Source organism: Legionella israelensis (assembly GCF_004571175.1).
GTDB classification, from domain to species: Bacteria; Pseudomonadota; Gammaproteobacteria; order Legionellales; family Legionellaceae; genus Legionella_D; species Legionella_D israelensis.
In genome coordinates, this window is the sequence record NZ_CP038273.1 from 38,559 (window position 1) to 60,558 (window position 22,000).

A 22,000-nucleotide genomic window follows, 5' to 3' on the forward strand; every position below is an offset into this window, starting at 1 on the left:
TTGCATCCTGCACAAACACCTCATGGATATTATTTGAGGATAAAAAACTTGTGTTTTTGGCCTGATGGTGCGTTCTGGAAATGACTTGATCAATGATGTTCAAGTTTTCCATCAATCGTTGCTACCAATATAATGTTGCCCAATCGGTTCATTAATGTACCGTTTTGAAACTGGATAGCATTCACAGTAACTTCCCAGTCACCTGTCGGATTAAAGGCATTTGCTATCATGCCGTTTGGTTCGCCAGCATTTCTCGTGGAAAATACAACATAGTTTTTATTCGTATCTATTTGATACGTTGGGAAAGCCTGTTGGCCAGAAGATACGTTGGGATCTGTGGTATAAACCTGGGTTCCTTTTGATACTGTGAACGCTTTTTGCAGCTCGGCTTCTTCAGCTGCTGTTAAGTCTTTGAAATCACCGACTGCAATAACAGACAGATGTCTGGTGGAGACATCGTTCGGCCCTTTTTTGATGTTTGCAGGCAAGAGTTGCGGCGGTATCGTTACTTTAATGCTGCGCAAAGAATTTGAAGTTTCTGCTGGGGTAGGGTTTTTAAAATGATACCATGGATCAGGGTATTGATGATGCAGATCGAGAATGAGATCATGGCTTATCGAATCACCTAATTCCTGTCGGACTTGTTCGGCATACAAAGCATCATGCAGGGCTGTGTACTCAATGGTAAATAATACATCCACAATCGTATCGAAATTAAAAGGATTTGATGCGCGTGGCAGTTCAAATGTCCATTGTGTTTCAACGCCTAATCCTTCAAAAGGTAAAAACATTGGATCTTGATAATCTAGCACAAACAAGCCAGTGTCGTTAAAGGGGCTGTCAAGTGCTATACTTTCGCCAAAATTGCGCGAAGCCCTTTTTTTCTGGAATTCCAACCCTTTTTTCACGACAACAGTGGATTCCCCACTGTTAGATAGCATAGCATGGATACCTTGCACAGGTGGTATTAGCGCCAATACAGAGATCCTGACATTTTTGATAAGACGAAGATAATGTCCTGGAAAATCCATGTCAAACCATTGCAGTAAAGTGTTAAATGTTATTTTACCGCTACTGCGGAGTTCGACTAAATCTCCAGGCATCATTTGTGCCAAAGAAATGGTTTTAGACAGTTGAAGCTTTCTTTTGTCAGTTTGCAGTTTAAAAGCATCGAGTTTAGCTATATCCGTCATAAGACGTTCTGCTCCTAAAATACCTGATTGTTTTTGTTCTTCAGACAATTCTGAATTCGCCAAGGCAGTATTGTTCAATGACCAATAATCCCCAAGAATAATCTGCACTTTTTCCTGACGTTCAAATTCCAGCGCGCGTTGTGCCATACGGGACAAGGAAGTCGCAATTTGCATAATAATACGGTAGTTTTGTGACAGAACTTGAATCATCCAAAGATATAATTGCTCATTGGAGAATTTATTTTGCAAAAATTCCAATACTTCCTGTGTCTGTGCTTGATGCAGGTTTGATATTTGTAATTCTTTATTGGCGATTAATATTCTGTTCTCTGATAATTTTTTTTGAACATTAGCAATTTGTAAATCAAAATCCGCCAAATCTCGTTGCAGGTTCCACTCTTCCCAACGGCGTTCAAAACCCGCCACGGTTAAACTGGCACTGCCGAGTGTTCCTAATGCGCCTGCTGCTGAATTGAGCGCGCCAGCGGTTCCAGGAACTGCAGCAGCTAATGCCGCACCAAATGAAAATCCTGCCGCCGCTCCCGCCGTTCCACCGGCGGCAGCGCCAGGAACGGCGGGAGCGCCACCAGCTACTCCTCCACCGGTACCACCTGCAGCAGCACCGCCAACAGTTCCAGCAGCACCTGCACCAAAAAAGGCTATGATAGCCCCAATACCCTGGACGACTGCTGCTGTAGCCTGTAAAGCGGCACTACCCAGCATTAATCCAACACCGGCTGTTTCCAGGAATGACATAAATCCATTTTCAATTCGATCTTTCCACCAGTCCAGTTGGAATTCAGCTCTCTTTTCTTGTGTTCCTGCAATATCTAAACTGTACTCTGCTTCCCTAACACTCAATTGTTTAAGGGAAATGGTTGATTTTGCCAGTTCGATCGCTTGAGAAGCTTGTAGCTGTGCGAAGGTTTCACTGTCTCTTTTTTCATACGCTTGTAACAGTGCCTGCCCTAGCCTTTGTCCAATTTCTATACATTGTCGCGCCTTTTCGATCAAAAACGAATAGCGGTAACGTGGTTGATCGGTGGAACCAATGCCTAAATAATTAATATCGGGCTGAATTTGAACCGCATCGGCAATATTATCCAGAAAATTTGTCGTGGTTTCTTCTGAAAGTGCTGCGGATTCGGCTGGATATCCTGCTAAATTTAGACAAAAGCGTAATTTTAATAAATTGGCTTCAATGTAGAAGCTGTAAGCTTGCAATAATGGGTTCGGCGGCACACAAAAGGTAAGTGAAGAATAGACAGGCACTTCTTCATAGTGTGAAAACGTCCAATTTTCGTCAGAAAACCTTGGAGTTGTAATCATGTTATCATGAGTAGGAAGAAGGGGGGGATTATGCATTTCATGAGAAATCGCCTTTCCATAATTGCCTGAATAAAAGAAATCATTTTCATATTCTTCCAAGGTCGTGCGTCGGCTGATTATTTCTTTGCTTAGGGACAGTGGTTTTTTCCTTGATGTTCGGTCTTTTTTCACTGCGCGCTTAATTATTTTTTCGATAGGATCTATATTACCCGGTTCTGGAGGATCTTCTAAATAAGCTTTACAATCCTCGATGGCCTCATCAAGAATGAGGCGGCTTCTTACTGTATACAACTCTTCCAATAGCCCTTTAAGTTTTGTCTTATCTAATTCCGGTCTAAGCTTAATGTTCGTGACAATGCTTAATTCAAGCTCCCGGATAGCTTGTCCACAATGATCAGCAAGATCGGGAGCTTGTAGAATACGTGCAGCCAATTCATACAAATCGCGTGCACGATCCCGTGTTTCTGCAGTGCCTAAGGCAAATTCATGATCGGCCCAATCCACGATATTTTTGACCATGGCGAGGATGGTGTGGCGTAAATAGACGCCTCTGCGGCGTTGAGCAATTTCCTCCGGATCTAAGCCGCCGTTGAACCATTCGGATGAATATAAGGTCTCATCTGAAAAATAAGTGTGAAAATCAAACACCAGCCGTTCATGAGTGGGTTTTTCAGGATTATAGAGCAACCTATACCAATCATGAGCGGCTGCGTATTCACCAGACTGGTTAAGTGTCCAGGCAATGAGAAGTGGTAAATAGAACAGTCGTTCTAATTCATCATGTAATTGAATCAAAAATATAAAACCCGTTTCATCCGTGTAATCCTGAATGGCCTGAGTGGCAACAACTTCAAGTTTTTTGACCCAATCGCCAAGTTCGATAAGCCTGTTTTCATAAGGGGGACGCATGAACAGTCTTAATAGCTCATCATGCGGAATGGTTTCCTGATCTTCATCATACAGACTCAGTAAAATATCCTGAAAATTTTGTTCTTCTGACAATTTTGGAAAACGGAAATCAAGATAAATTTGCCGTACTTGTTTGGGCGTAACTGGGCCTTGAAGTTTTTTTACAGCTTCTTGAAATCGCTCAGAGCCACCATTCATTTTGGGCAGCAGAACATTTTCCGTGTACAAAACTGCATATAATGCGGAGGCCCAGCTTTGATAATCTTTCAACCATTTCCAACGTGCTTCTTCTACCGGAAGGGCTGTGAGTTCATCAAATTGAACGGTATTGGCCGGAAGATCAGAGCGTGAAATATTGGCAATTTCTCCTGTGCGAATTGACAGGATGAAAGATTGTAAGGATAGAATAAGCTGGGTAATGCGGTTTGTTTGATGGCATGAACCAGTTTGCAGATCAATGAACAATTTGTTTTGCAATGTCAAAACATCGGTGTCGGTTTTTTTGATGAGCGTATCACGGTAAGAAATCACTGTTTCGTTATAGACCGTCATTAATCGCTTGGCAAATTGACCGGTTGTGTCTCTATAATTGAAAGAAAATTGTTCAAGATCAATGTTATTTTTTTCATTCAAAAGATTCCTTATTTCACGAAGTGTTGCCAATTGTGGCTTGGTGGTGGAAATGAGCAATTTCAGTTTTTGTAACAACGTGAGACCTGGTGTGGAAGGTGTGGCATTCGCCGGTGTAGTGATGGTATTTAAATCAGCATCAGTTATACCAAGCAGGATTTTCCAGCTATTACGGTAGGTATTTCTAAAGGAAGTGTCGGTGACTGGAATTTTGTTCGGATCTAAATATTTTTCCAAAATTTCAGAAGTAAGTTCTGCTTGTAACATCATTTCAAAACCAGTTTCGCAATGAATGTCATCTATCGATTGCAACAAAATTTTTTCTAAAGTGTTGGTGGTAATAGACCAGCGGTACCAAATTAAATCCAGGAGATCAAACAAGTAGGCTAGTGGACTGAATATATTTTCACAGCCTTTACATACATGGCATGTTTCTTTTTTGCTGGGTTTACGTACATCATCAGGTAAATGCCAGGTAGCATCAGGGGAATTCTTTTTTTGCTCTGATATGGCATAATGTTTGACTTGCTCAGCGATGATTTTCGCCTGTCGGTGCATTTGTGCCAGTTGCTCTTTTTCAGATTTTTTCAGTCGGCCTAGTTTTTTTTCAAAGGTTGCCATGGGTAGGTTGGCAATTTCCCGAACAGAATAAAAACCCTGCTTCAGCAGTTTCTCTTTTAAGGAAAGAGAAGGGGTAATGGTTGCCAGTTTACCCAATGTTAAAATTTCATGACAAGCTTTCTGACTTAAGCCGGTCAAATCAGGCGTCAATTTGTTAGCATGAGTGAAAAGATCTTCCAGGTTACTTATACCCTGTTTTTTAAGCTGCGCAAGGTAAGTGCCCATGCTGTTTTTACTGATACCGCTTGTTTTTAATAGTTCTTTGATATTGAGATTGAAGCGCTCTTTTTTTGCGGATTTTTCAAAAGACTCTGGCAATTGAATTTTAACATGCGTCGTTGTTTTTGGTTTCAATGTTGCTGTGACATTCTTCTTTGAAGAATAAAGCCTTTGTTTATCCGTCCTGACTGTAAAATAAACTTTTGGTGTTCGTCCTGAAAAAAAAGGTTCGATGTCATCGTAATTGATACTGGTCAAAAAATCTCCTTTCTCATCTGGTTTTGCAATTGCTAATGGATTTTTTATGATTTTAGATTTGTCATAGACCTCTATGAAAAGATCTTTTAAGGGGATATTGCTGCCATTACCCAAATGTCCTTTAATTTGAGTTTCATTTCCACTGTTTTTCGTTTCCGTATTATGTGTTAATTTACGTTCCATGTGGTTCTCCCTTAAGTGCTTAGCCCTTTTCAGGACTAAATTGCAAGCTATATTCTCACTTTCTTATTGTGAGGCGCCGTATCGCCATTCATGATAATCATCATATAAATCACCCAGCCAATTACCGTAAGATGTTTGTGCTGTTTCAAAAATTTTATGTTCTTTCTCAACTTCTTGCAGGGCCACTCCTAATTTACCCAAAGCATTTAACTCATCGGGCTGTGTCCATGGCGGTGTGGGCTCTGTGTCGCGTAAGCCATTTTTGTATTTGATTAATTCGCCAAAATAATTACTCTCAGCATCGATTCGATCGGCAAAATGCGGATCAAAAAAATCTGGCGTCAATCCTTCGCCACCATCACTCATTGGGGTATCAGCAAAAACACCCAAGACATGGCCCCCAGCTTTTCCTAATGAACGCGTTGTAGTTTTTAGCAAGTTGCCTTTGCCTAACATTTTGAAAAAATTAATTCTTTGCGAGAATTTGGCTATCAAACGATTGTCTGTTTTAAATTCCCTTAAGGATTTTAAAAGATTGGAGTTGTCAACCAATTCTCCGGCTTTGGCCATGGCCATTTCACCTTTTACATAATAAAAATCTTGGATTTTGTCGCTGATTTCATTTAACACGCGCGCATTTTTTTCAATGGTTGTCGCCTTTCGAAAGAGTCGCTTGTTAAGCTTATTATTAGCTTGCGTGTGAAGTTCTTTTATTTTTTTGTCCGATTGTTTTAATTCATCCATCAGGCTTATTCGTTTTTTTTGCATTTCCATTTCTTTTATTTGTGCTTTAACAGCTTTCTTGGCTGCTTTATCACCTCCTTTCTTCATTTTTTCCTCAATAATACTTTGTTGTTTTTCTATTTTTGCTTCAAGTTCTGCCAGCTCCAGTTCCAGATTAAGATTTTTTGTCATTTCCGCATTGATATCTGCCTTAATATTATCTGCGGTATCCGTACCATTTGGATCAGTAAAGCGGATAGGATTGGCTTTAAGGAAAAGATAGAGGTTTAATGAGTCTTTTGTGCCTGCGGGGTCGCAGCTTGCCCACCGGCCTAGCCACGGAATATAATATCTTTGGCCGTAATAATACAAGCCGGTTTCGTCATCACGTTCTTTGCCACTGTAACGATAGCGTTTTCTGTTCGCTACAGAAAGCCCTGTCTTTGAAGAGTAAGCGATATAACTGGTACCGCCGTAGGCATAATATTCTTCATATGAAATTAATTTGGCTTGTGGTGTGTCATCGACCTCCATCACACACGCATTAAGATGATTGGTGAGTTGATAACGAACACGCTTACCGGGTCCGCTTTCTGTGAGTTGTGTGTCTGTGATTCTGGTTTCAATCAAGGCGATGCGTTGCTGATTATCCACGATGTGTACGGTCTCGCGTCGGAATACTTCTGAGCCATTTTTTACTTTGCGATAAACTTCGTATCCACCGATATAAATGCGTTCTTCAATGATTCCTTTTTTAACAATGGTTTTTCTCACTCGTTGTCCAGAGGCATCATATTGGTAAAAGGCAAAATCCGGATCGTCACTAACATTAAGCTGGACTGTGGTTAACTGATTTTTAAAATTCCATTGCAACAAGGGTAAATGCGCCAAATGTAAAAGGTTGCCATTTTTATCATAACTGAAGATATTGCTTTCACCTTGACAACCGGCATGACTCGTTAAAAGTTGATTGCCGTTGTTGGCATACGTTTGCTGGCGAACCCAACTGTTTTGGCTGTTGTGATGACTGATTTTTTTCAAATTGAAGGCTTTATCGTACTCATATTTTTCAGTGTAATTGAGAAGGGCATGGGTATTGCTTTGTGGTTGAGGGATTGCATAAAATGCGGTATTTTTTTGATCTTTCAACTGATAATGACAGGCATTCATGGACTCATGTTCGCGTCCGCTTGCTTGAGTTAAACGATAAAGCGCATCATAGCGATAGCTGCTGATGGGCGTAACCGCTTGATTATGATTAAACACGGTTGCTTGCGCTTTATTTTCAATTTGGGTGATGTTGCCCACCGCATCATGGCAATAATTCAGATCCAGGAGCGCCTTGGCACTTGAACCACGTCGGGTAAGATTGCACGTCAGACGTGCTGTATCGGCATCATAGGTGAATTCAGTGACGACATTATTACCGTATTGAATAAAAACGCGTTGATTGTGTTCATTGTAAGAGATGGTCTTAATGAAATCGACTTCTTGCTGGTTTCCATTTTCTTTTACCTGCAGTTTGTTTAAGTATCCATTGTGATTGTAGGAATATTTTTGTAAGGTTTTGTCAGGCGTTTTCGTTTCAATGATACGGTTTAAAGCGTCATATTTTGTTTCTACGGTATAAGAATCGGGCTGCAACTGATTTTGAGCATTGTTTTCATCGAATAAGCCGTGGGAATCTATCGGCCAGCGCATGGCTGTTTCCATTCCATTTTTAAGAAGCCGCCGAGTGGTTTTCAGCGTATTTCCTTTGAAGTCATATTTCTCATGGATTAAAAGTCCTGCACCATCATAAATTTTCCAGGGCTTTCCATGTAAATTCTTAACAGGATCATTGGCTGCTTCACCGTAAATGATTTTTTCTGCCAGGCCAAATTCTGTCTCAGAAGTTTTTATCCATAGTTCAGTCTGCCGATGCAAGGCATCATATACTGCCTTGGTTTCATTGCCGTTTTCATCCCAGGTGCGACAGGGTTGATTCCTAACATTAAAAAAAATTATTTTTTCGCCTGAGTCCGGATTTGTCATTTTCAACATACGTCCTGCCATGTCATATTGATAGCGAAAGCTGATGGTAGTTGGCCATTCATTCAAATTATGAACGTTTTGCAATGGCATTTGCAAAAACTGATCGGAAGCTTTGGCATCTCTAGTGGTGATAATATTTCCTTCTAAGTCATAATGCTGCAGGGTGACCAGCTTTTCTGACTTATTGTCAGTTATCGAAATAAAAGCCTGCTTCAAACCATTAAAAAAAATGACTGCAGGTGTATCTGCATACGCTTCAGCCTGAAGTGCAGCTTTTTGTTCAGGGGGTGTATTGGGGTTATCGATTGAAGGCTTATTGGCGCGATCTGAAATCCGTTCATCGTACCAGCTTTTATAAGCTCGCTCGTCAAGCGGATGACGATATGATTGCAAAAACGAGTGTACCAGGGTTTGAATATCGGGGTCGTTTTGTAAAGTCAACAGCAAGGTATCGCCGGCATCCCACGTCATTTGGTGCCAGGAGGAATGCAGCACTTTTTCATAAGTATGATCAGGATGAAGAGTTGCTATCACACGTTGCAGTGGATCATAAAACAAAACGGCCGTGACACCGGCACGTATATCAAACTCAAATTCCAGACGATCGGTATAAAAGGGTTCATATTTTTGCACCGGATTACCTTTATTATTCAAAATAGTCCAACCACTGACCTGCCAACGTTGGTTTGATGCTCCGGTATACGCTATTCTGCCTTGTTTAAGTAAAATTTTCCCGCTGCCTGGCTCCTGCTCAGGAGACTTACCCTCATCGAGCAGCCTTTTGGTTTGCAGCGTTCTCCCTAAAGCGTCAAAATAAATGCGTTGATGCTGAATGCGACTGGTAGCACCACTGTCTAAATCAGCATGATGAATCTCACGGTTTAGTGTATGCACATAACCGGGTACGGCTGAAAATTGGTAAATGGTGCGAGATGTGGCTTTGCCTAAAAGGGTTTGTTCATGCTGGATGGGATCGGTTAATTGTGCCTCTGTGACGATTTCTTCAATACCTTCTATGGAATCGGCATCATCGCCTTTTCCTTTGACAGCCGTTGCAATCACCATTCCCAAAGTATCAAACAAAACCTCACTGACATTTTGGTTGACATCACGGACGGCTTCCGGTTGCATCACACGGTAATTAAGGCGGATATTTCCCTGTTCATCCTTAGCCTCTGTGATCTGATCCAGCGGATTAGTGATGGATAAAGGCAACAACACATAAGGATCGAAGTGAATGCTTGTGATTTGATTAAAAGGATCACGATGTTTCGTCGTTTCATAAAACAATTCAGGGGAGAATAGATCACGTCCTGAGGGAATCCACCAGTAATTATCCATTTCTACATAACCAGCTTCGTTATGTCCTTCCATCATAGCATCAGTGATCACTTCTTCCGTATCATGGGATTTTCGGTAAATCTGGCTGCAATGAGTGCGACTCATGATGGCCTGGTAAGATTCGTAAGGCAACCCTAAGGGTTCGATCTTGCCTAAAGAAAGACGATCATTATAGCTATCATGGCTATCCAGATGATTGGCTGCCTTGTCTTTTCGAAAAAAGGTCCTGTTCCAAGTCATCAGTCTTTTATTCAGTTGCTGGTTATCCGCGAGGCTTTCATAAGGAATTTCAACAGCATTATCATAAGCAAATTGAATTTCATTCGCGGTATAACATACATTTTCCAAAGGCTCGATACCGGTGAGTTCATAAACACGTGTTTCACAGGGAAGACTATGGCGAAAAGCACCAGGTCCTGTGGAATCTAATGGTTCAATGTACTTTTTATTGGTGACAATGATATGCGTTTTGCTTTGCTCATACTGCATCAGAGCTTGTAAAGAGGCATTACATTGTGGGTTTTCATGCAATCCATCGTGAATGTGGCCTGGTCGTCTGGGATAAATAATATTAGCTGACAACAAGACATTGCCCTGTTTATCTTTTTTTAACAGCAACTCCTGGCTAATGCGCGGGTCGTTGGGGTTGCGTTCGTATTGATATGAAATGCTTAAAAAAGGCAAACTATAAAAAACAGCCGATGCTTCAGGTTTTGAATCATGCAGTCGAGTCACCTCATACAACGTTTCTGTTACTTTGTAGGGGTGACTGGCTCTGTCAGAGCCATCTTGAGCGTAGATTTCAGTACGAAGCATTGCTCCGCGTAATGTTCGATAGGCTTCATGTGGCTTGTCCTCAACCGGTACTTTGTTGTTTCCAGGTTTAAAGGCTTTCAGATCACCTGCGTAAAATTCTTTACGGTACTGTTCGAATAATTGATCTTCATCAAGGTATTGTCCATTTTCCTTTTTTTCATAATAGATACCAGTGTGAAACCATGTCTTGGTCAATACAGGCGGTAAATGAAATGAGGAGTTGATGTTTACAGGTTTAAAGGTTAAATCACCGTGCAATGTTTCCTCATGAAAAGTATTGAAATGTTCAGTGTCCAAGGTGTCTACTCGTCCAAATCCACGGAATTCACGTTCTCGACCGTCAAAATAACCGTGATGGTAGCGGTATTGCACAACATGCTTGGTTTTGTTGGCATGATCAATCGTTTCTACCTTTTCAACCACCTGAACTGGAAAAGGTAAATGGCTTATCCAGCGTGTGCTCGCTTCTTTTTCATCTTCCAGAAAAAATTTAGTGGAAGAGGCATATTGAACGCGAGTCGTTGTACCCATTTGGTTTTTCATTTCTGTTAAAAGATAAGGCTTATAGCCGCCACAAAAATCAAGAACTTTATAATTGGAGCCAGGTTGGCTGGCATAATCATTACTCCAAATCAAACAGGTCGTGCCAGTACCAAAAAAATCAACGAAATCAATGGCGGAAAGATCATGGATCACAGGGGTGCCGTAGATGACTTGTTTTTCACTCCAGCTGTTTCCGTTTTGATTGAACCAAAAATAAATCGCCTTCGTATCCACGTAAACTAAATCGGCTATACCAGTACCGTTTATATCCACTAGAAACAAACGTGCTGGATTAAAATGAGCTTCCAGTAATGGGGTGTTTTTCATGGTAATGCGTTTGCCAAAACGACCATAACCAATATTCGGCCAATAATCTATGCGACCATTGTGAAGCAATACGACATCCTTAAGTCCATCACCGCTCATATCGGCAAGTCGCACGCGTTCTGATGGATCGGCAAAAAATACATCGGGGAACAGATTCAAATCATGTATTCTGGGTATCCATTCAGCAACATCGTATCCATCTTCTCCTTTGCTTTGCTGCCAGACAAAGCTGTTCTCTTTGGTCAAGAGCAAATCAGGTAGCCCATCTCCGGTCAGATCAATTAATCTCGCATTAGGATCATTGAAATCAATGATGGGTGGTTTTTCATAAATTTTAAAAGAATGTGCAGTGCTCCATCCTGCGTCATCTGTCATTTCATAAAATCCTTTGACAGGGGAGTGATGCACTAACAGATCGGCTTTTCCATCGCCACCAATATCCCCAAACCCAACACCGGCTTGTGACAACATGACACCTGCAGGACTGTGATGCATAATATGACGTTGATCCAATTGCCCCTCGCCCAGATTACGCCAATAATGAAAACCATTTGAGGTGCTTTGAACAATATCAGGCATCCCGTCGCCAAAGACATCTAGCAAGGCTGTGTCTTGATTTTTAAGCGATAATGGTGGCATATCAGCTTCTTTAGCTTCAATGGATTGATAACGTTGCTTTTGCGGTTGAAATTCCGTGTATTTAAAATCAATCGAAGGCATTCGGCGTTGAATATAATTGTGGTTGGTTTTATCTTTTTGATAGCGGCTAACGGTGACTTGATTCAAAAAGGATAAATGGGAATTTTCATCCATTGCATAGGCAAAGTCAGTCGAGGAGACCAGAGCCGGGCCACCAAGTTCTTTGAAATGATGAAACATCAGGATGCGCAGGCATTGACGTAAGGTGCGTATTTCAAAGCCGGATCGAAAGTTTGAAAATGGATCGGCTCGCACAGGATGGTTTTTATCAAAATTTTCCTGATTTGCTGAGGGTAATGGTTCCGGATGTTGACCAATTGGAATTTTTTCTTTGGAATAATCCATCACTGGACTGTTCCAGTCCCCATAATCAAAAACCACTTCAAATGCATAACGCCGCGAAACAGTAGATACACCGTTGTTATGATCAAGCCCATGCCGTAAGTGGCCAATGGGTTTATTACCGGGATAGGTGACAGCGTTTCCCTGTTCATCAATGAGTGGAGAAGGCAGGTTGCCGTAATAGATGCGACGTATATAAAGCTGGGCATAATTTCGGTTTTCTTCATAGATATCCTGAGCAGGGATGGTTGTAGCATCGCGGGCATATTCATAAAGAATGTGATTGCCTCTGGAGTCGTAGGTTTCTTCCAGCAGCCATTGATATACATGATGTTCGTTTTCAGGGTCAAACAACCGTGCGTGTTTGGTTCGTCCGTAGACACTGGTTATGTTGTTTTTGTCAGTTGCCCGCCAGTGCGTATCGCTATCTTCTTTTCTCACCCATTGCTCAATTCGGGCAAATAAACCTTCAATGCGGGGGCAATAAGAGGTGATAATATAATCAAAATTAGGATCATCTTCTGTGGTAAGAGGGATTAAATCATCTGAGCCGGATAAAACAAAGACATCATCGTCATTATAACGCGGCAAACCCTTGGATGTTTTACGCGTGATGCACGGAATTGATAATTGCCATCCTAAGCCAAAGCAACCGTTTCCATGTCCTGAACTGTATTGTAAAGTTAGTGATGGTGTAAAATCGTCTCGACCATGCGAAAGATGAATAGGAATGGAAAAATTCCCGGTTCCGGTAAACAGATCAGGTTGAAAACTTTCTCCTATTCCCTGGAGAGCGCCACCACTTTTTGGCAATGACAGCACATTTTGAATAGAACTGTTCCCTTCCGTAGCCACAGTGTCTGTTCCTTTTTAAAAGGATTATTCAATTTTTAATTATAGACAATATGTCCAATTTTGGAATAATTTGGCATTTCTTTTCACCACGCTGTACTCTTTTTTATTAATTTTGCATTGATTGAGGTCATTGTCTGCCTTATTGATCCTGAATTTCTGGAGTCTGTTGCACGTCGGGCTGCACCTCAGGTTGCTGTACTTCGGGCTGTTCCTGAACTTCAGGAGCCTGCTGTACGTCAGGTTGAGAAGGCTGCACCTCAGGTTGCTGTACTTCAGGCTGTTCCTGAACTTCAGGAGCCTGCTGTATGTCAGGTTGAGAAGGCTGCACCTCAGGTTGAGAAGGTTGAACCTCGGGTTGTTTTACCTCGGGCTCTTGCACAGGTTGTGTGGTTTCTTCGACAGGTTGTGGACTTGTTTTTGGATCAACAAGCTGTAGTTGTGTTGGTTTAACAGATTCTTCTTGTAAATTTTGAGTTTCTTCTGCAGATAAGGGTTCTCCAGGATTTTTTTCTAATAATTGCTTTTCTTTAGAAAAAGGAACAGGTTGTGCTGCTGGTTCAGTTTTCACGATAGCGGATCTGTCTGTTATATCCTGTGCTGGTTGTACATCCGTTTCTGCGCCTCCAAGAAGACTTGCAGATTCAGGTGTGACACTAGCAAATGAGGATATTGGTGCTTTTTCAATAGTTTCCTCTGAAACCTGCACCGTTGCGCTGCTGACTGGTTGGGATTGAATAAAGGTTTGTGTTGGAACAGCTGTTATTGCATTACTGATATTTACGTTTTGATAATTAATGTTCACACTTCGGTCATTATAGATTTTATTAATATAAGTATTGTTGATCACCGTATTGCTTATATTTATCTGGGTAAAATAATGGCGGCTTACATCGTAAGGCGGTATATATATATCGCCGGGCCCGAGTGGAAACCAAGCAATTCCTACTGTTCCAGTGGTAACTTCTAGTTGAAAGTTTCTGCCGCCGACAAATGCGACTAAAGCGGGAGCATAAAGAGGCTCAACATCTACCGGTCCAGGAACCCACGCCCATCTTTTTTCAATATAAGTCCATCGACCGTAATGAAAGGGAGCAAATCCCCACGGTTGTTCATCCACCCATGTCCAACCCCATTGTTGAATCCAAACCCAGTGTCCTGTTCGATAGGGCACCCAATCTTCTTCAACATCATCCGGAATCCAAACATAGCCATGTTTTTTCACAGACTTCCATTTTCCATAAAATTCAAGATCTTCATATCCGATCACTGCCGAGGAAACATGCTTGGTTGAGGAGGCTTTTTCTATTCGTTGATCTCTTTTTAAAGACCAACGATCAAACTCATCCATTGGCCCAATGGCTTTACATTGATAGTCTTTTAAATTCGTTCCCGTAAATCGACATGACAATCCTTCACGCAATTTTAAGGCAGAGTTTTTCGCATAAACATTCGCTTCTCCTTTACGAATGCTGACTACGGTAGAATTTTTATCAACATCAACGCGATATAGTCCTTTTTTGCTTAATGTTAGAGCCAGGTTTGGTGTATCTATTTCGTATTTTTGTTCTGGTTTTGAGCGATATACGGTCAAAAGAAGCGTGCCTTGTGTAAGTTGGAATTGGTTAATTTTATTATTAAGATTTAAAATTTTTGTATTTGTAAGTCCATTTAGCCTTACAGTAGCTGATCCAAGCTGCAATTCAGCGCGGGAATTTTTATCGACCCACAGGCTGTCTCCCGGAATTAAAGGACGGTTTACACTTGCTTTTACCCATTTTTTTTCTCCTCCGGGTAAGAAACTTACGATATTCTCAATATAACTTAATCTGGCAACCTTTGATGCAGGGTCTGCTTTGGCGATATTTATTGCAATTAAAGCTACGGGGAAAATAAACCAGTAGTTCACATTAATCTTACAGTTAAATAATTTCATTTTTCACTTCCTTGCAAAATTTAAGCTCGCTTATCTACTTAAATCAATGAATCAAGATTGGCTTTATTTGAGTATGGATAATCTTATTTTTTTTTCCATCATTTATTAAGTTTTAATTATTTTATTGCCTATGTTATTAATTTCTGTCGTTTCATGAGTTTTGACTCTGTTTACTTGAAATAGTAATTGATGGACAACGGCTAGCAAGGGTTGAATTGATCAAAAATTGAACTAAAATTACAAAAGGGATCAATGTTCAGGAAGAATTATGTTTCAATCCAGCCTTTATTTAAAAATCTTTATTATCACTTTACTCTCAAGCTTCTTCATTACTGCATCTTATGCCAATACCTTTATTTTTAACCCCAAAACATTAACCTGGAAAGCCATTAATGATAATGGAAAAGTGGTAAGGCAGGGGCGGGGGTCAGGTGGAAGAAAGTACTGTCCTGATATTGGCCGCTCTTGCAAAACACCTTCAGGTACTTATCGAATCATTAGTAAAAGAGGAGCAAATTGTCGTTCCAGTCGATATCCGGTGGGTAAAGGTGGTGCACCTATGCCATATTGTATGTTTTACAGTAAATATTATGCTATACATGGCTCACCTGATGTACCAAACTATAACGCTAGTCATGGTTGTATCAGAGTCAGGCCTCGTGATGCTCGATGGCTGTATTTTAATTTTATGCGAATTGGCACTAAAGTAATCGTGCGTCCTTATTAAGTCAGGAGTATCATATTAACTGTCATCGTCTTCATCAATACTGAATGAAGAGCCACAGCCACATGTTGTTTTCGCGTTAGGGTTGCGAATTACAAATTGCTCCCCTTGAATGCTTTGAATATAATCAATTTCTGCACTTTGCAGATATTGATAGCTCATTGAGTCAACCAGCAATTTTACCGATGATTCGCCATTTGAGCATGCTTGTTCTATGACTGTATCATCATCGGCAATGTTTTCATCAAAGGTAAAGCCATATTGAAACCCGGAGCATCCGCCTCCTGTGATATAAACACGAAGATTAAGCTTGGGGTTTTCTTCTTCTTCAATTAATGAAGCCACCTTATCAGCTGCGCTGACTGAAAAATAAATATCAGCCTCGTTATGCGTATCTTTATTTTGGATGTTATCAACAGCGGTCATTCTAAATAACTCCTGCGGTTTATTAAGCCTGCAATTTCGTTTTTGTTCAGGAAATCGGATTGTTAGGCGCTCTTACAACCTAATCCCACACTCATCTTTTTATATCGACCTCATGTTAATTATAACAATTATCGGATAACTTGTTCTATAGTTGCTCCACCCAGACATTGGTTTTTATGGTAAAAAACGATAAATTGACCTGGTGTTACAGCTCGCTGAAGTGAAGAGAACATAACACAATGCTGATTGCCATGACCTGGTGAGATTATACAGGCTTGCTCGTCTTGACGGTAACGGATTTTTGCATAGCAGGCAAGAGGTAATTTGTCACTACAGTCAACAAGCCAATGGATAGGCCCACAAATTAGCCCTTGTGAATACAATCTTGGATGTTGGCTTCCTTGGGCAACATACAGAGTATTGGTTGTAATATCCTTATCCACAACATACCAGGGCTTGTCATTTGCATGCTGCTGTCCGCCGATACCAAGACCTTGACGCTGTCCGATGGTATAAAACATCAGCCCATCATGGCGGCCAAGCTGACGATTTTGCATGTCTTTTATATCACCAGGTTTAGCTAAGACGAATTCCTGTAAAAAGGTTTTGAATCGTCTTTCACCGATAAAACATATACCGGTAGAATCTTTTTTTGCATGAGTGACCAACCCAAGTTGTCTGGCAAATGCTCTTATTTGCGATTTTGTATATTCTCCTATAGGGAAAAGTGATTTGCCTAAGGCTTCCGAGCTTACGGCATGAAGAAAATAGGTCTGATCTTTTTCCCTGTCTTTTGCTTTAAATAAATAGCCTGTACCATTTTCAATACGCCCCTTGGCATAATGCCCTGTAGCAATAAAATTCGCACCCAAACTCTGCGCATGTTGTAGAAAAGCATTAAATTTTATTTCTTTATTACAGAGAACATCTGGATTAGGGGTCCTTCCTTTGGAGTATTCGTCTAAAAAATAAGTAAATACGCGTTGCCAGTATTCTTCTGAAAAATTGACTGTGTGTAACGGGATGCGCAATTGATGACATACGGCCTGAGCATCAGCCAAATCCTGAGCGGCTGCACAAAAGCTTTGTTCGTCGTCCTGCTCCCAGTTTTTCATGAACAAACCTTCAACCTGATAGCCTTGTTCATGAAGCAACCATGCAGCAACAGATGAATCAACGCCTCCAGACATTCCGACTATGACTTTTGCTTTCATGTTGATACTATATGCTAAATTTAAAACAATTGTGCAATGATAACAAATTTTGGATCAAATGATGAGATTAAATTTAAAAGAACTGGTTGATAAGCCAGAGAAATTAACAACGACGATTGAAATTAAGGACAGACTCCCAGTACATATCACACAAAGCTGTTCTGTGCAGGTTACATATCATGTTGAAATGATAGATGACATATATCTTGTTCACTTAAATACAGAGGCCGGTTTAAATATATGTTGCTTGAGATGCATGAGGGAAGTGGTTATTCCTTATAAGAATTCAACCAGCATTGCTGTATGCCAAAACGATGTTAAAGCCGAGCAAATGTTAATGAATTATGAATGTATTGTTTCTCCTTCGGCTATAATTGATTTAACAGAAATCGTCACAGACGAGTTGCATTTATATTCATCTCAATACCACTTGAATTCTGGCGAGTGCAACGTGGATTTTGGTTGATTTTTAATCTATTATGACTGTAAATAAATATACCAGAAATAAGTACCCCAAGTGTGTTTCAAACTTTTAAATAAGTGAAAGATAGTAGCCATACGTATTTAAAAGAAAAGATTTCTGGGAAAATTGTTCAGTATAATGATAATTTTATATACTTAATACTTGGATTCAGATAAAAAACTCGGTAATATTCCGACCTTACAAATGCAAATTGTTTAGGAGTAATACAATGGCTGTACAGCAAAATAGAAAAACACGCTCAAAACGTGACATGCGTCGCTCTCATGATGCATTAAAAAAACCAACTCTTTCAGTGGACCCGACCACCGGTGAAACTCACCGTCGTCATCATATGACCGAAGATGGATATTATCGTGGCAGAAAAATTCTCGACACAGATACTGTTTACGAAGATCAAGAGTAATTGCCTTGAATAATATCACCATTGCTGTAGACGCAATGGGCGGTGATCACGGTTTGAAAATTGTGGTTCCTGCCTCTGTTCGCGCTATAAAAAAACATCCAAATTTAAAATTGCTTCTAGTTGGTGATCAGGAGCAGATTAATGTCATGTTAAAAAAACATGGGGCTAAGGATTCAAAGCAAATTTCAGTCGTTCATGCCTCTGAAATTGTATCCATGGATGAATTACCTTCTCATGCGCTTAGGAACAAAAAAGATTCTTCCATGCGCGTTGCAATTAATCTTGTGAAAGAGAAGAAAGCACAAGCCTGTGTCAGTGCTGGTAATACCGGAGCACTAATGGCGACTGCACGTTTTGTATTGAAGACCTTGCCAGGAATTGATCGGCCAGCCATCATTTCTGAACTTCCTACCATGAAGGGTAGGACAAGGGTTATTGATTTAGGCGCGAATGTAGACTCCTGTACAGAGCATTTATTTCAATTTGCTGTTATGGGATCTGCCTTGATACAGGCTGTGGATAAGAAAAAGAATCCCAAAATCGCATTACTAAATATAGGTGTTGAGGAAATAAAAGGTAATGACCAGGTTAAACGAACGGCTCATATGCTTGCTGAAAGTCCCGTGATGAATTATGTCGGCTATGTTGAAGGCAATCATTTTTATACCGGCGAAGTTGACTTGGTCGTGTGCGATGGCTTTGTCGGTAATGTAGCTTTAAAGGCCAGTGAAGGTCTTGCCCAACTGATGCAAACTGTTTTTAAAGAATCATTTGGCAAAAATTGGCTGGTAAGGTTATCCAGCCTTTTTGCACTGCCTGCGATAAAAAATCTTAAAAACCGAATGGATCCGGCGAAATATAACGGAGCCAGTCTTTTGGGATTAAACGGCATTGTTGTAAAAAGTCATGGCGGAGCAAATGAACTTGCCTTTCAATATGCCATTGAGGAAGCTATGTTGGAAGTGAAAAATAATGTGGTGGATTTGGTCCGTGATCAAATCACTGACTTTATCAATCAAGGTTTACTATTATGAAAAATGCTGTGATTAATGGAACTGGAAGCTATTTGCCTGAGCAAATTCTCACTAATGCTGAACTGGAAAAACAGCTGGATACCAGTGATGAATGGATTGTATCTCGTACAGGCATTCAAAGTCGGCGAATAGCTGGGGAACATGAAACAACCTCCTACATGGCTTCCAAGGCGGCCTCGGCAGCACTCAGAAACTCTGGTTTGAAACCTGATGATATTGATTTAATTCTTGTCGCAACTTGTACTCCGAATCAAATATTTCCCAGTATGGCCTGTTGTGTTCAGAATGAATTAAATATTACACGCACTATTCCTGCTTTTGATATTAGTGCTGCCTGCAGTGGTTTTATTTATGCGATGGATGTGGCATGGCAATATATTCGAAGCGGCGCAGCCAAACATATTATGGTTGTTGGCAGCGAAAGTATGTCACGAGCCGTTGATTGGACAGATCGCTCCACTTGCATTCTCTTTGGTGACGGTGCAGGTGCAGTGGTCCTCAGCGCCAGTGATCATCGGGAGGGAATTTTAGGTAGTACACTTCATTCAGTATATGATAAGGATATGCTGTTAACCTATCCAAATTTTTCATCCATGGATGAAAAGGCTTTTATCGGGATGAAGGGCAATGATGTTTTTAAAATCGCTGTAAACATTATGAGTGACATTGTTGATGAAGTGCTTAGCTCAAGCCAGTTACAGAAATCCGATATAAAATGGCTTGTTCCACATCAGGCTAACATACGAATTATCCAGGCCATTGCCAAGAAACTAAGTTTACCTATGTCTCAGGTTGTTGTTACTATTGATTACCAAGGCAATACATCTGCTGCATCCATTCCATTGGCACTGGATTATGCCATTCGTCAAAATCGTATAAAACATGATGATATTATTTTGTTGGAATCATTCGGTGGAGGCATGACCTGGGGTGCTATGGTTATTAAGTGTTAAGGTAAGGTTGTATGGTAAATAAATCTTTTGTCTTTCCAGGCCAGGGTTCGCAATTTGTTGGCATGCTTCATGATCTAGCTCAGGAGTTTTCCATCGTTAAAGCGACTTTTGAACAAGTATCAGACGCTGTATTGTTTGACGTATGGGAACTAATTCAGCAAGGCCCACAGGAGAAATTAGATCAGACAGAATATACCCAGGTAGCCATGCTGACAGCCGATGTGGCTGTTTTTAAAATCCTTCAACAATGTGGCTTGAGTAAAGCCATCATGATGGCTGGTCACAGTCTGGGTGAATATGCTGCTCTTGTATGTGCTGATGCAATATCATTAATTGAAGCTGCGCCATTAGTCATGAAACGCGGGCAGCTTATGCAGACAAATGTGCCTTTAGGTCAGGGAGCTATGGCTGCTATAATAGGGCTTGAAGATGAGCAGGTGCGCCAAATATGTGAACAGGCCTGCAATGTAAAAGAAAATGTCTCAGCTGCCAATTATAATGCCATAGGGCAAGTGGTTATTGCCGGGCACCTGTCTGCAGTGGATCGCGCAATTCAAATGGCTTTGAAGCAGGAAGCCAGGATGGCCAAGAAAATACCAGTCAGTGTGCCGTGCCATTGTTCCTTATTGACGGAGGCTGCAGAAAAATTTGGTGAATATCTTGAAGCTACCCATTTTACAACACCATCCATAGATGTCATTAATAATGTGGACTTAAGTGTTTATCAAACTCCACAGCAAATAAAGACTCGTTTACAGGAACAACTATATAGCCCGGTCCGTTGGGTTGAGACGATACAGCTAATGAAAAACCGGGGAGTTGAAATGGTTATTGAGTGCGGTCCTGGTAAAGTCTTGACTGGCCTTACGAAACGTATTGATCGTGATTTAAAAGCCATTAATGTATCCGATTTACAAAGTCTTGAACAAATGAACAATGCAGTTGTATAAGAGGAACGTATGTCATTAAAATTAGAAGATAAAATTGCACTGGTTACAGGAGCTACTCGTGGAATAGGCAAGGCCATTGCCTTGCAACTGGCAAAAAATGGCGCTTATGTCATTGGTACAGCTACCTCTGAAAAAGGTGTTATTGCCATTAATGATATGTTGCGCCAGGAAAATCTAAGCGGTGAAGGTTTACAATTAGATGTGACAGATTCGGCTCAGATTGAAAATTTAATGAGTCAGTTGTCGGATAAAAACCAATCTCCAGCCATCTTGGTAAACAATGCAGGAATCACTGCAGATAACTTGTTGCTGCGTATGGATGATGAGGAGTGGTATCGAGTGATAGAAACCAACTTAAATTCAGTCTACCGCATGAGCAAAGCCTGTTTAAAATCCATGTTTCGAGCCCGTTGGGGAAGAATCATTAATATTGGTTCAGTGGTTGGGGCAAGTGGTAATTCAGGTCAGTCAAATTACACAGCAGCTAAAGCCGGGATAGTAGGTTTTTCAAAATCACTGGCTCAGGAAATCGGCAGTAGGGGTATAACAGTGAATGTGGTGGCCCCAGGCTTTATTGATACGGATATGACAGCATCATTACCTGATGCAGTGAAAGAAGAAATGTTAAAAAGAATACCATTAAGAAAACTGGGAATGGTAGATGACGTTGCAGAAACTGTTGTTTTTTTAGCATCAGATAGTGCGAAATATATCACAGGTGAAACAATTCATGTCAATGGTGGGATGTATATGGACTAAGAGACTTGCGTTCTCTGAATATTTGAATAAACTACGCAACAGAATTATTGGAATTCGTTTTTATGAAATGCAGTTCATTTGACTAAAGCAATATGATT

The 22,000-nt window shown here is 40.7% G+C and carries 12 protein-coding genes; 7 read left to right on the plus strand and 5 right to left on the minus strand.

Features of this window, described 5'->3' with window-relative positions:
• Positions 1–89: 89 nt before the first annotated feature.
• The 3 genes from E4T55_RS00180 to E4T55_RS00190 all read right to left on the minus strand — a co-directional run bounded on the left by E4T55_RS00180 (position 90) and on the right by E4T55_RS00190 (position 14,955).
• Positions 90–5,342, minus strand: coding sequence for a Tc toxin subunit A-related protein (locus tag E4T55_RS00180; protein ID WP_115325238.1), 5,253 nt, complete (start codon positions 5,340–5,342; stop codon positions 90–92).
• 63 nt (positions 5,343–5,405) lie between these two features.
• Positions 5,406–13,022 carry a SpvB/TcaC N-terminal domain-containing protein gene (locus E4T55_RS00185; protein ID WP_131780723.1) on the minus strand — a complete coding sequence of 2,539 codons (7,617 nt, stop codon included), beginning with the start codon at positions 13,020–13,022 and terminating at the stop codon, positions 5,406–5,408.
• Between the two features lie 139 nt (positions 13,023–13,161).
• The gene (locus tag E4T55_RS00190) at positions 13,162–14,955 is read right to left on the minus strand and encodes a DUF6600 domain-containing protein (RefSeq protein ID WP_058502346.1); all 1,794 of its coding nucleotides are present in this window, start codon (positions 14,953–14,955) and stop codon (positions 13,162–13,164) included.
• Positions 14,956–15,223: 268 nt separating this feature from the next.
• Between E4T55_RS00190 and E4T55_RS00195 the strand changes: the two genes are divergently transcribed.
• A complete protein-coding gene (locus E4T55_RS00195) occupies positions 15,224–15,682 on the plus strand; it encodes a L,D-transpeptidase (protein ID WP_058502347.1) in 459 nt (152 codons plus the stop codon).
• A gap of 15 nt (positions 15,683–15,697) precedes the next feature.
• On the opposite strand, the gene erpA is transcribed toward E4T55_RS00195, so the two are convergent.
• On the minus strand, positions 15,698–16,105 hold the full coding sequence (erpA, locus tag E4T55_RS00200; protein WP_058502348.1) for an iron-sulfur cluster insertion protein ErpA: 408 nt from the start codon (positions 16,103–16,105) through the stop codon (positions 15,698–15,700).
• A 128-nt stretch (positions 16,106–16,233) separates the two neighbouring features.
• On the minus strand, positions 16,234–17,319 hold the full coding sequence (gene mnmA / locus E4T55_RS00205) for a tRNA 2-thiouridine(34) synthase MnmA (RefSeq protein WP_058502349.1): 1,086 nt from the start codon (positions 17,317–17,319) through the stop codon (positions 16,234–16,236).
• Between the two features lie 58 nt (positions 17,320–17,377).
• Between mnmA and E4T55_RS00210 the strand changes: the two genes are divergently transcribed.
• The 6 genes from E4T55_RS00210 to fabG all read left to right on the plus strand — a co-directional run bounded on the left by E4T55_RS00210 (position 17,378) and on the right by fabG (position 21,902).
• On the plus strand, positions 17,378–17,785 hold the full coding sequence (locus tag E4T55_RS00210; protein WP_131780722.1) for a DUF177 domain-containing protein: 408 nt from the start codon (positions 17,378–17,380) through the stop codon (positions 17,783–17,785).
• Between the two features lie 226 nt (positions 17,786–18,011).
• Positions 18,012–18,206: a 50S ribosomal protein L32 gene (gene rpmF, locus E4T55_RS00215; RefSeq protein WP_058502351.1), complete on the plus strand. Its 195-nt coding sequence runs from the start codon at positions 18,012–18,014 to the stop codon at positions 18,204–18,206.
• A 5-nt stretch (positions 18,207–18,211) separates the two neighbouring features.
• Positions 18,212–19,240, plus strand: coding sequence for a phosphate acyltransferase PlsX (gene plsX, locus E4T55_RS00220; RefSeq protein WP_058502352.1), 1,029 nt, complete (start codon positions 18,212–18,214; stop codon positions 19,238–19,240).
• A complete protein-coding gene (locus tag E4T55_RS00225) occupies positions 19,237–20,193 on the plus strand; it encodes a beta-ketoacyl-ACP synthase III (protein WP_058502353.1) in 957 nt (318 codons plus the stop codon). Before plsX ends, E4T55_RS00225 begins: the two co-directional genes overlap by 4 nt.
• Before the next feature lie 11 nt (positions 20,194–20,204).
• Entirely contained in the window at positions 20,205–21,143 is a 939-nt protein-coding gene (gene fabD, locus E4T55_RS00230) for an ACP S-malonyltransferase (RefSeq protein WP_058502354.1), read from the plus strand.
• Between the two features lie 9 nt (positions 21,144–21,152).
• On the plus strand, positions 21,153–21,902 hold the full coding sequence (gene fabG, locus E4T55_RS00235; protein ID WP_058502355.1) for a 3-oxoacyl-ACP reductase FabG: 750 nt from the start codon (positions 21,153–21,155) through the stop codon (positions 21,900–21,902).
• Positions 21,903–22,000 lie beyond the last annotated feature (98 nt).

What these genes read in the sequence shown, in the direction of transcription:
- erpA (WP_058502348.1), bottom strand. Translation starts at nt 16,105, where the DNA reads ATGACCGCTGTTGATAACATCCAAAATAAAGATACGCATAACGAGGCT.
- E4T55_RS00210 (WP_131780722.1), top strand. Translation starts at nt 17,378, where the DNA reads ATGATGAGATTAAATTTAAAAGAACTGGTTGATAAGCCAGAGAAATTA.
- E4T55_RS00180 (WP_115325238.1), bottom strand. Translation starts at nt 5,342, where the DNA reads ATGGAACGTAAATTAACACATAATACGGAAACGAAAAACAGTGGAAAT.
- fabG (WP_058502355.1), top strand. Translation starts at nt 21,153, where the DNA reads ATGTCATTAAAATTAGAAGATAAAATTGCACTGGTTACAGGAGCTACT.
- E4T55_RS00190 (WP_058502346.1), bottom strand. Translation starts at nt 14,955, where the DNA reads ATGAAATTATTTAACTGTAAGATTAATGTGAACTACTGGTTTATTTTC.
- rpmF (WP_058502351.1), top strand. Translation starts at nt 18,012, where the DNA reads ATGGCTGTACAGCAAAATAGAAAAACACGCTCAAAACGTGACATGCGT.
- mnmA (WP_058502349.1), bottom strand. Translation starts at nt 17,319, where the DNA reads ATGAAAGCAAAAGTCATAGTCGGAATGTCTGGAGGCGTTGATTCATCT.
- E4T55_RS00225 (WP_058502353.1), top strand. Translation starts at nt 19,237, where the DNA reads ATGAAAAATGCTGTGATTAATGGAACTGGAAGCTATTTGCCTGAGCAA.
- E4T55_RS00195 (WP_058502347.1), top strand. Translation starts at nt 15,224, where the DNA reads ATGTTTCAATCCAGCCTTTATTTAAAAATCTTTATTATCACTTTACTC.
- fabD (WP_058502354.1), top strand. Translation starts at nt 20,205, where the DNA reads ATGGTAAATAAATCTTTTGTCTTTCCAGGCCAGGGTTCGCAATTTGTT.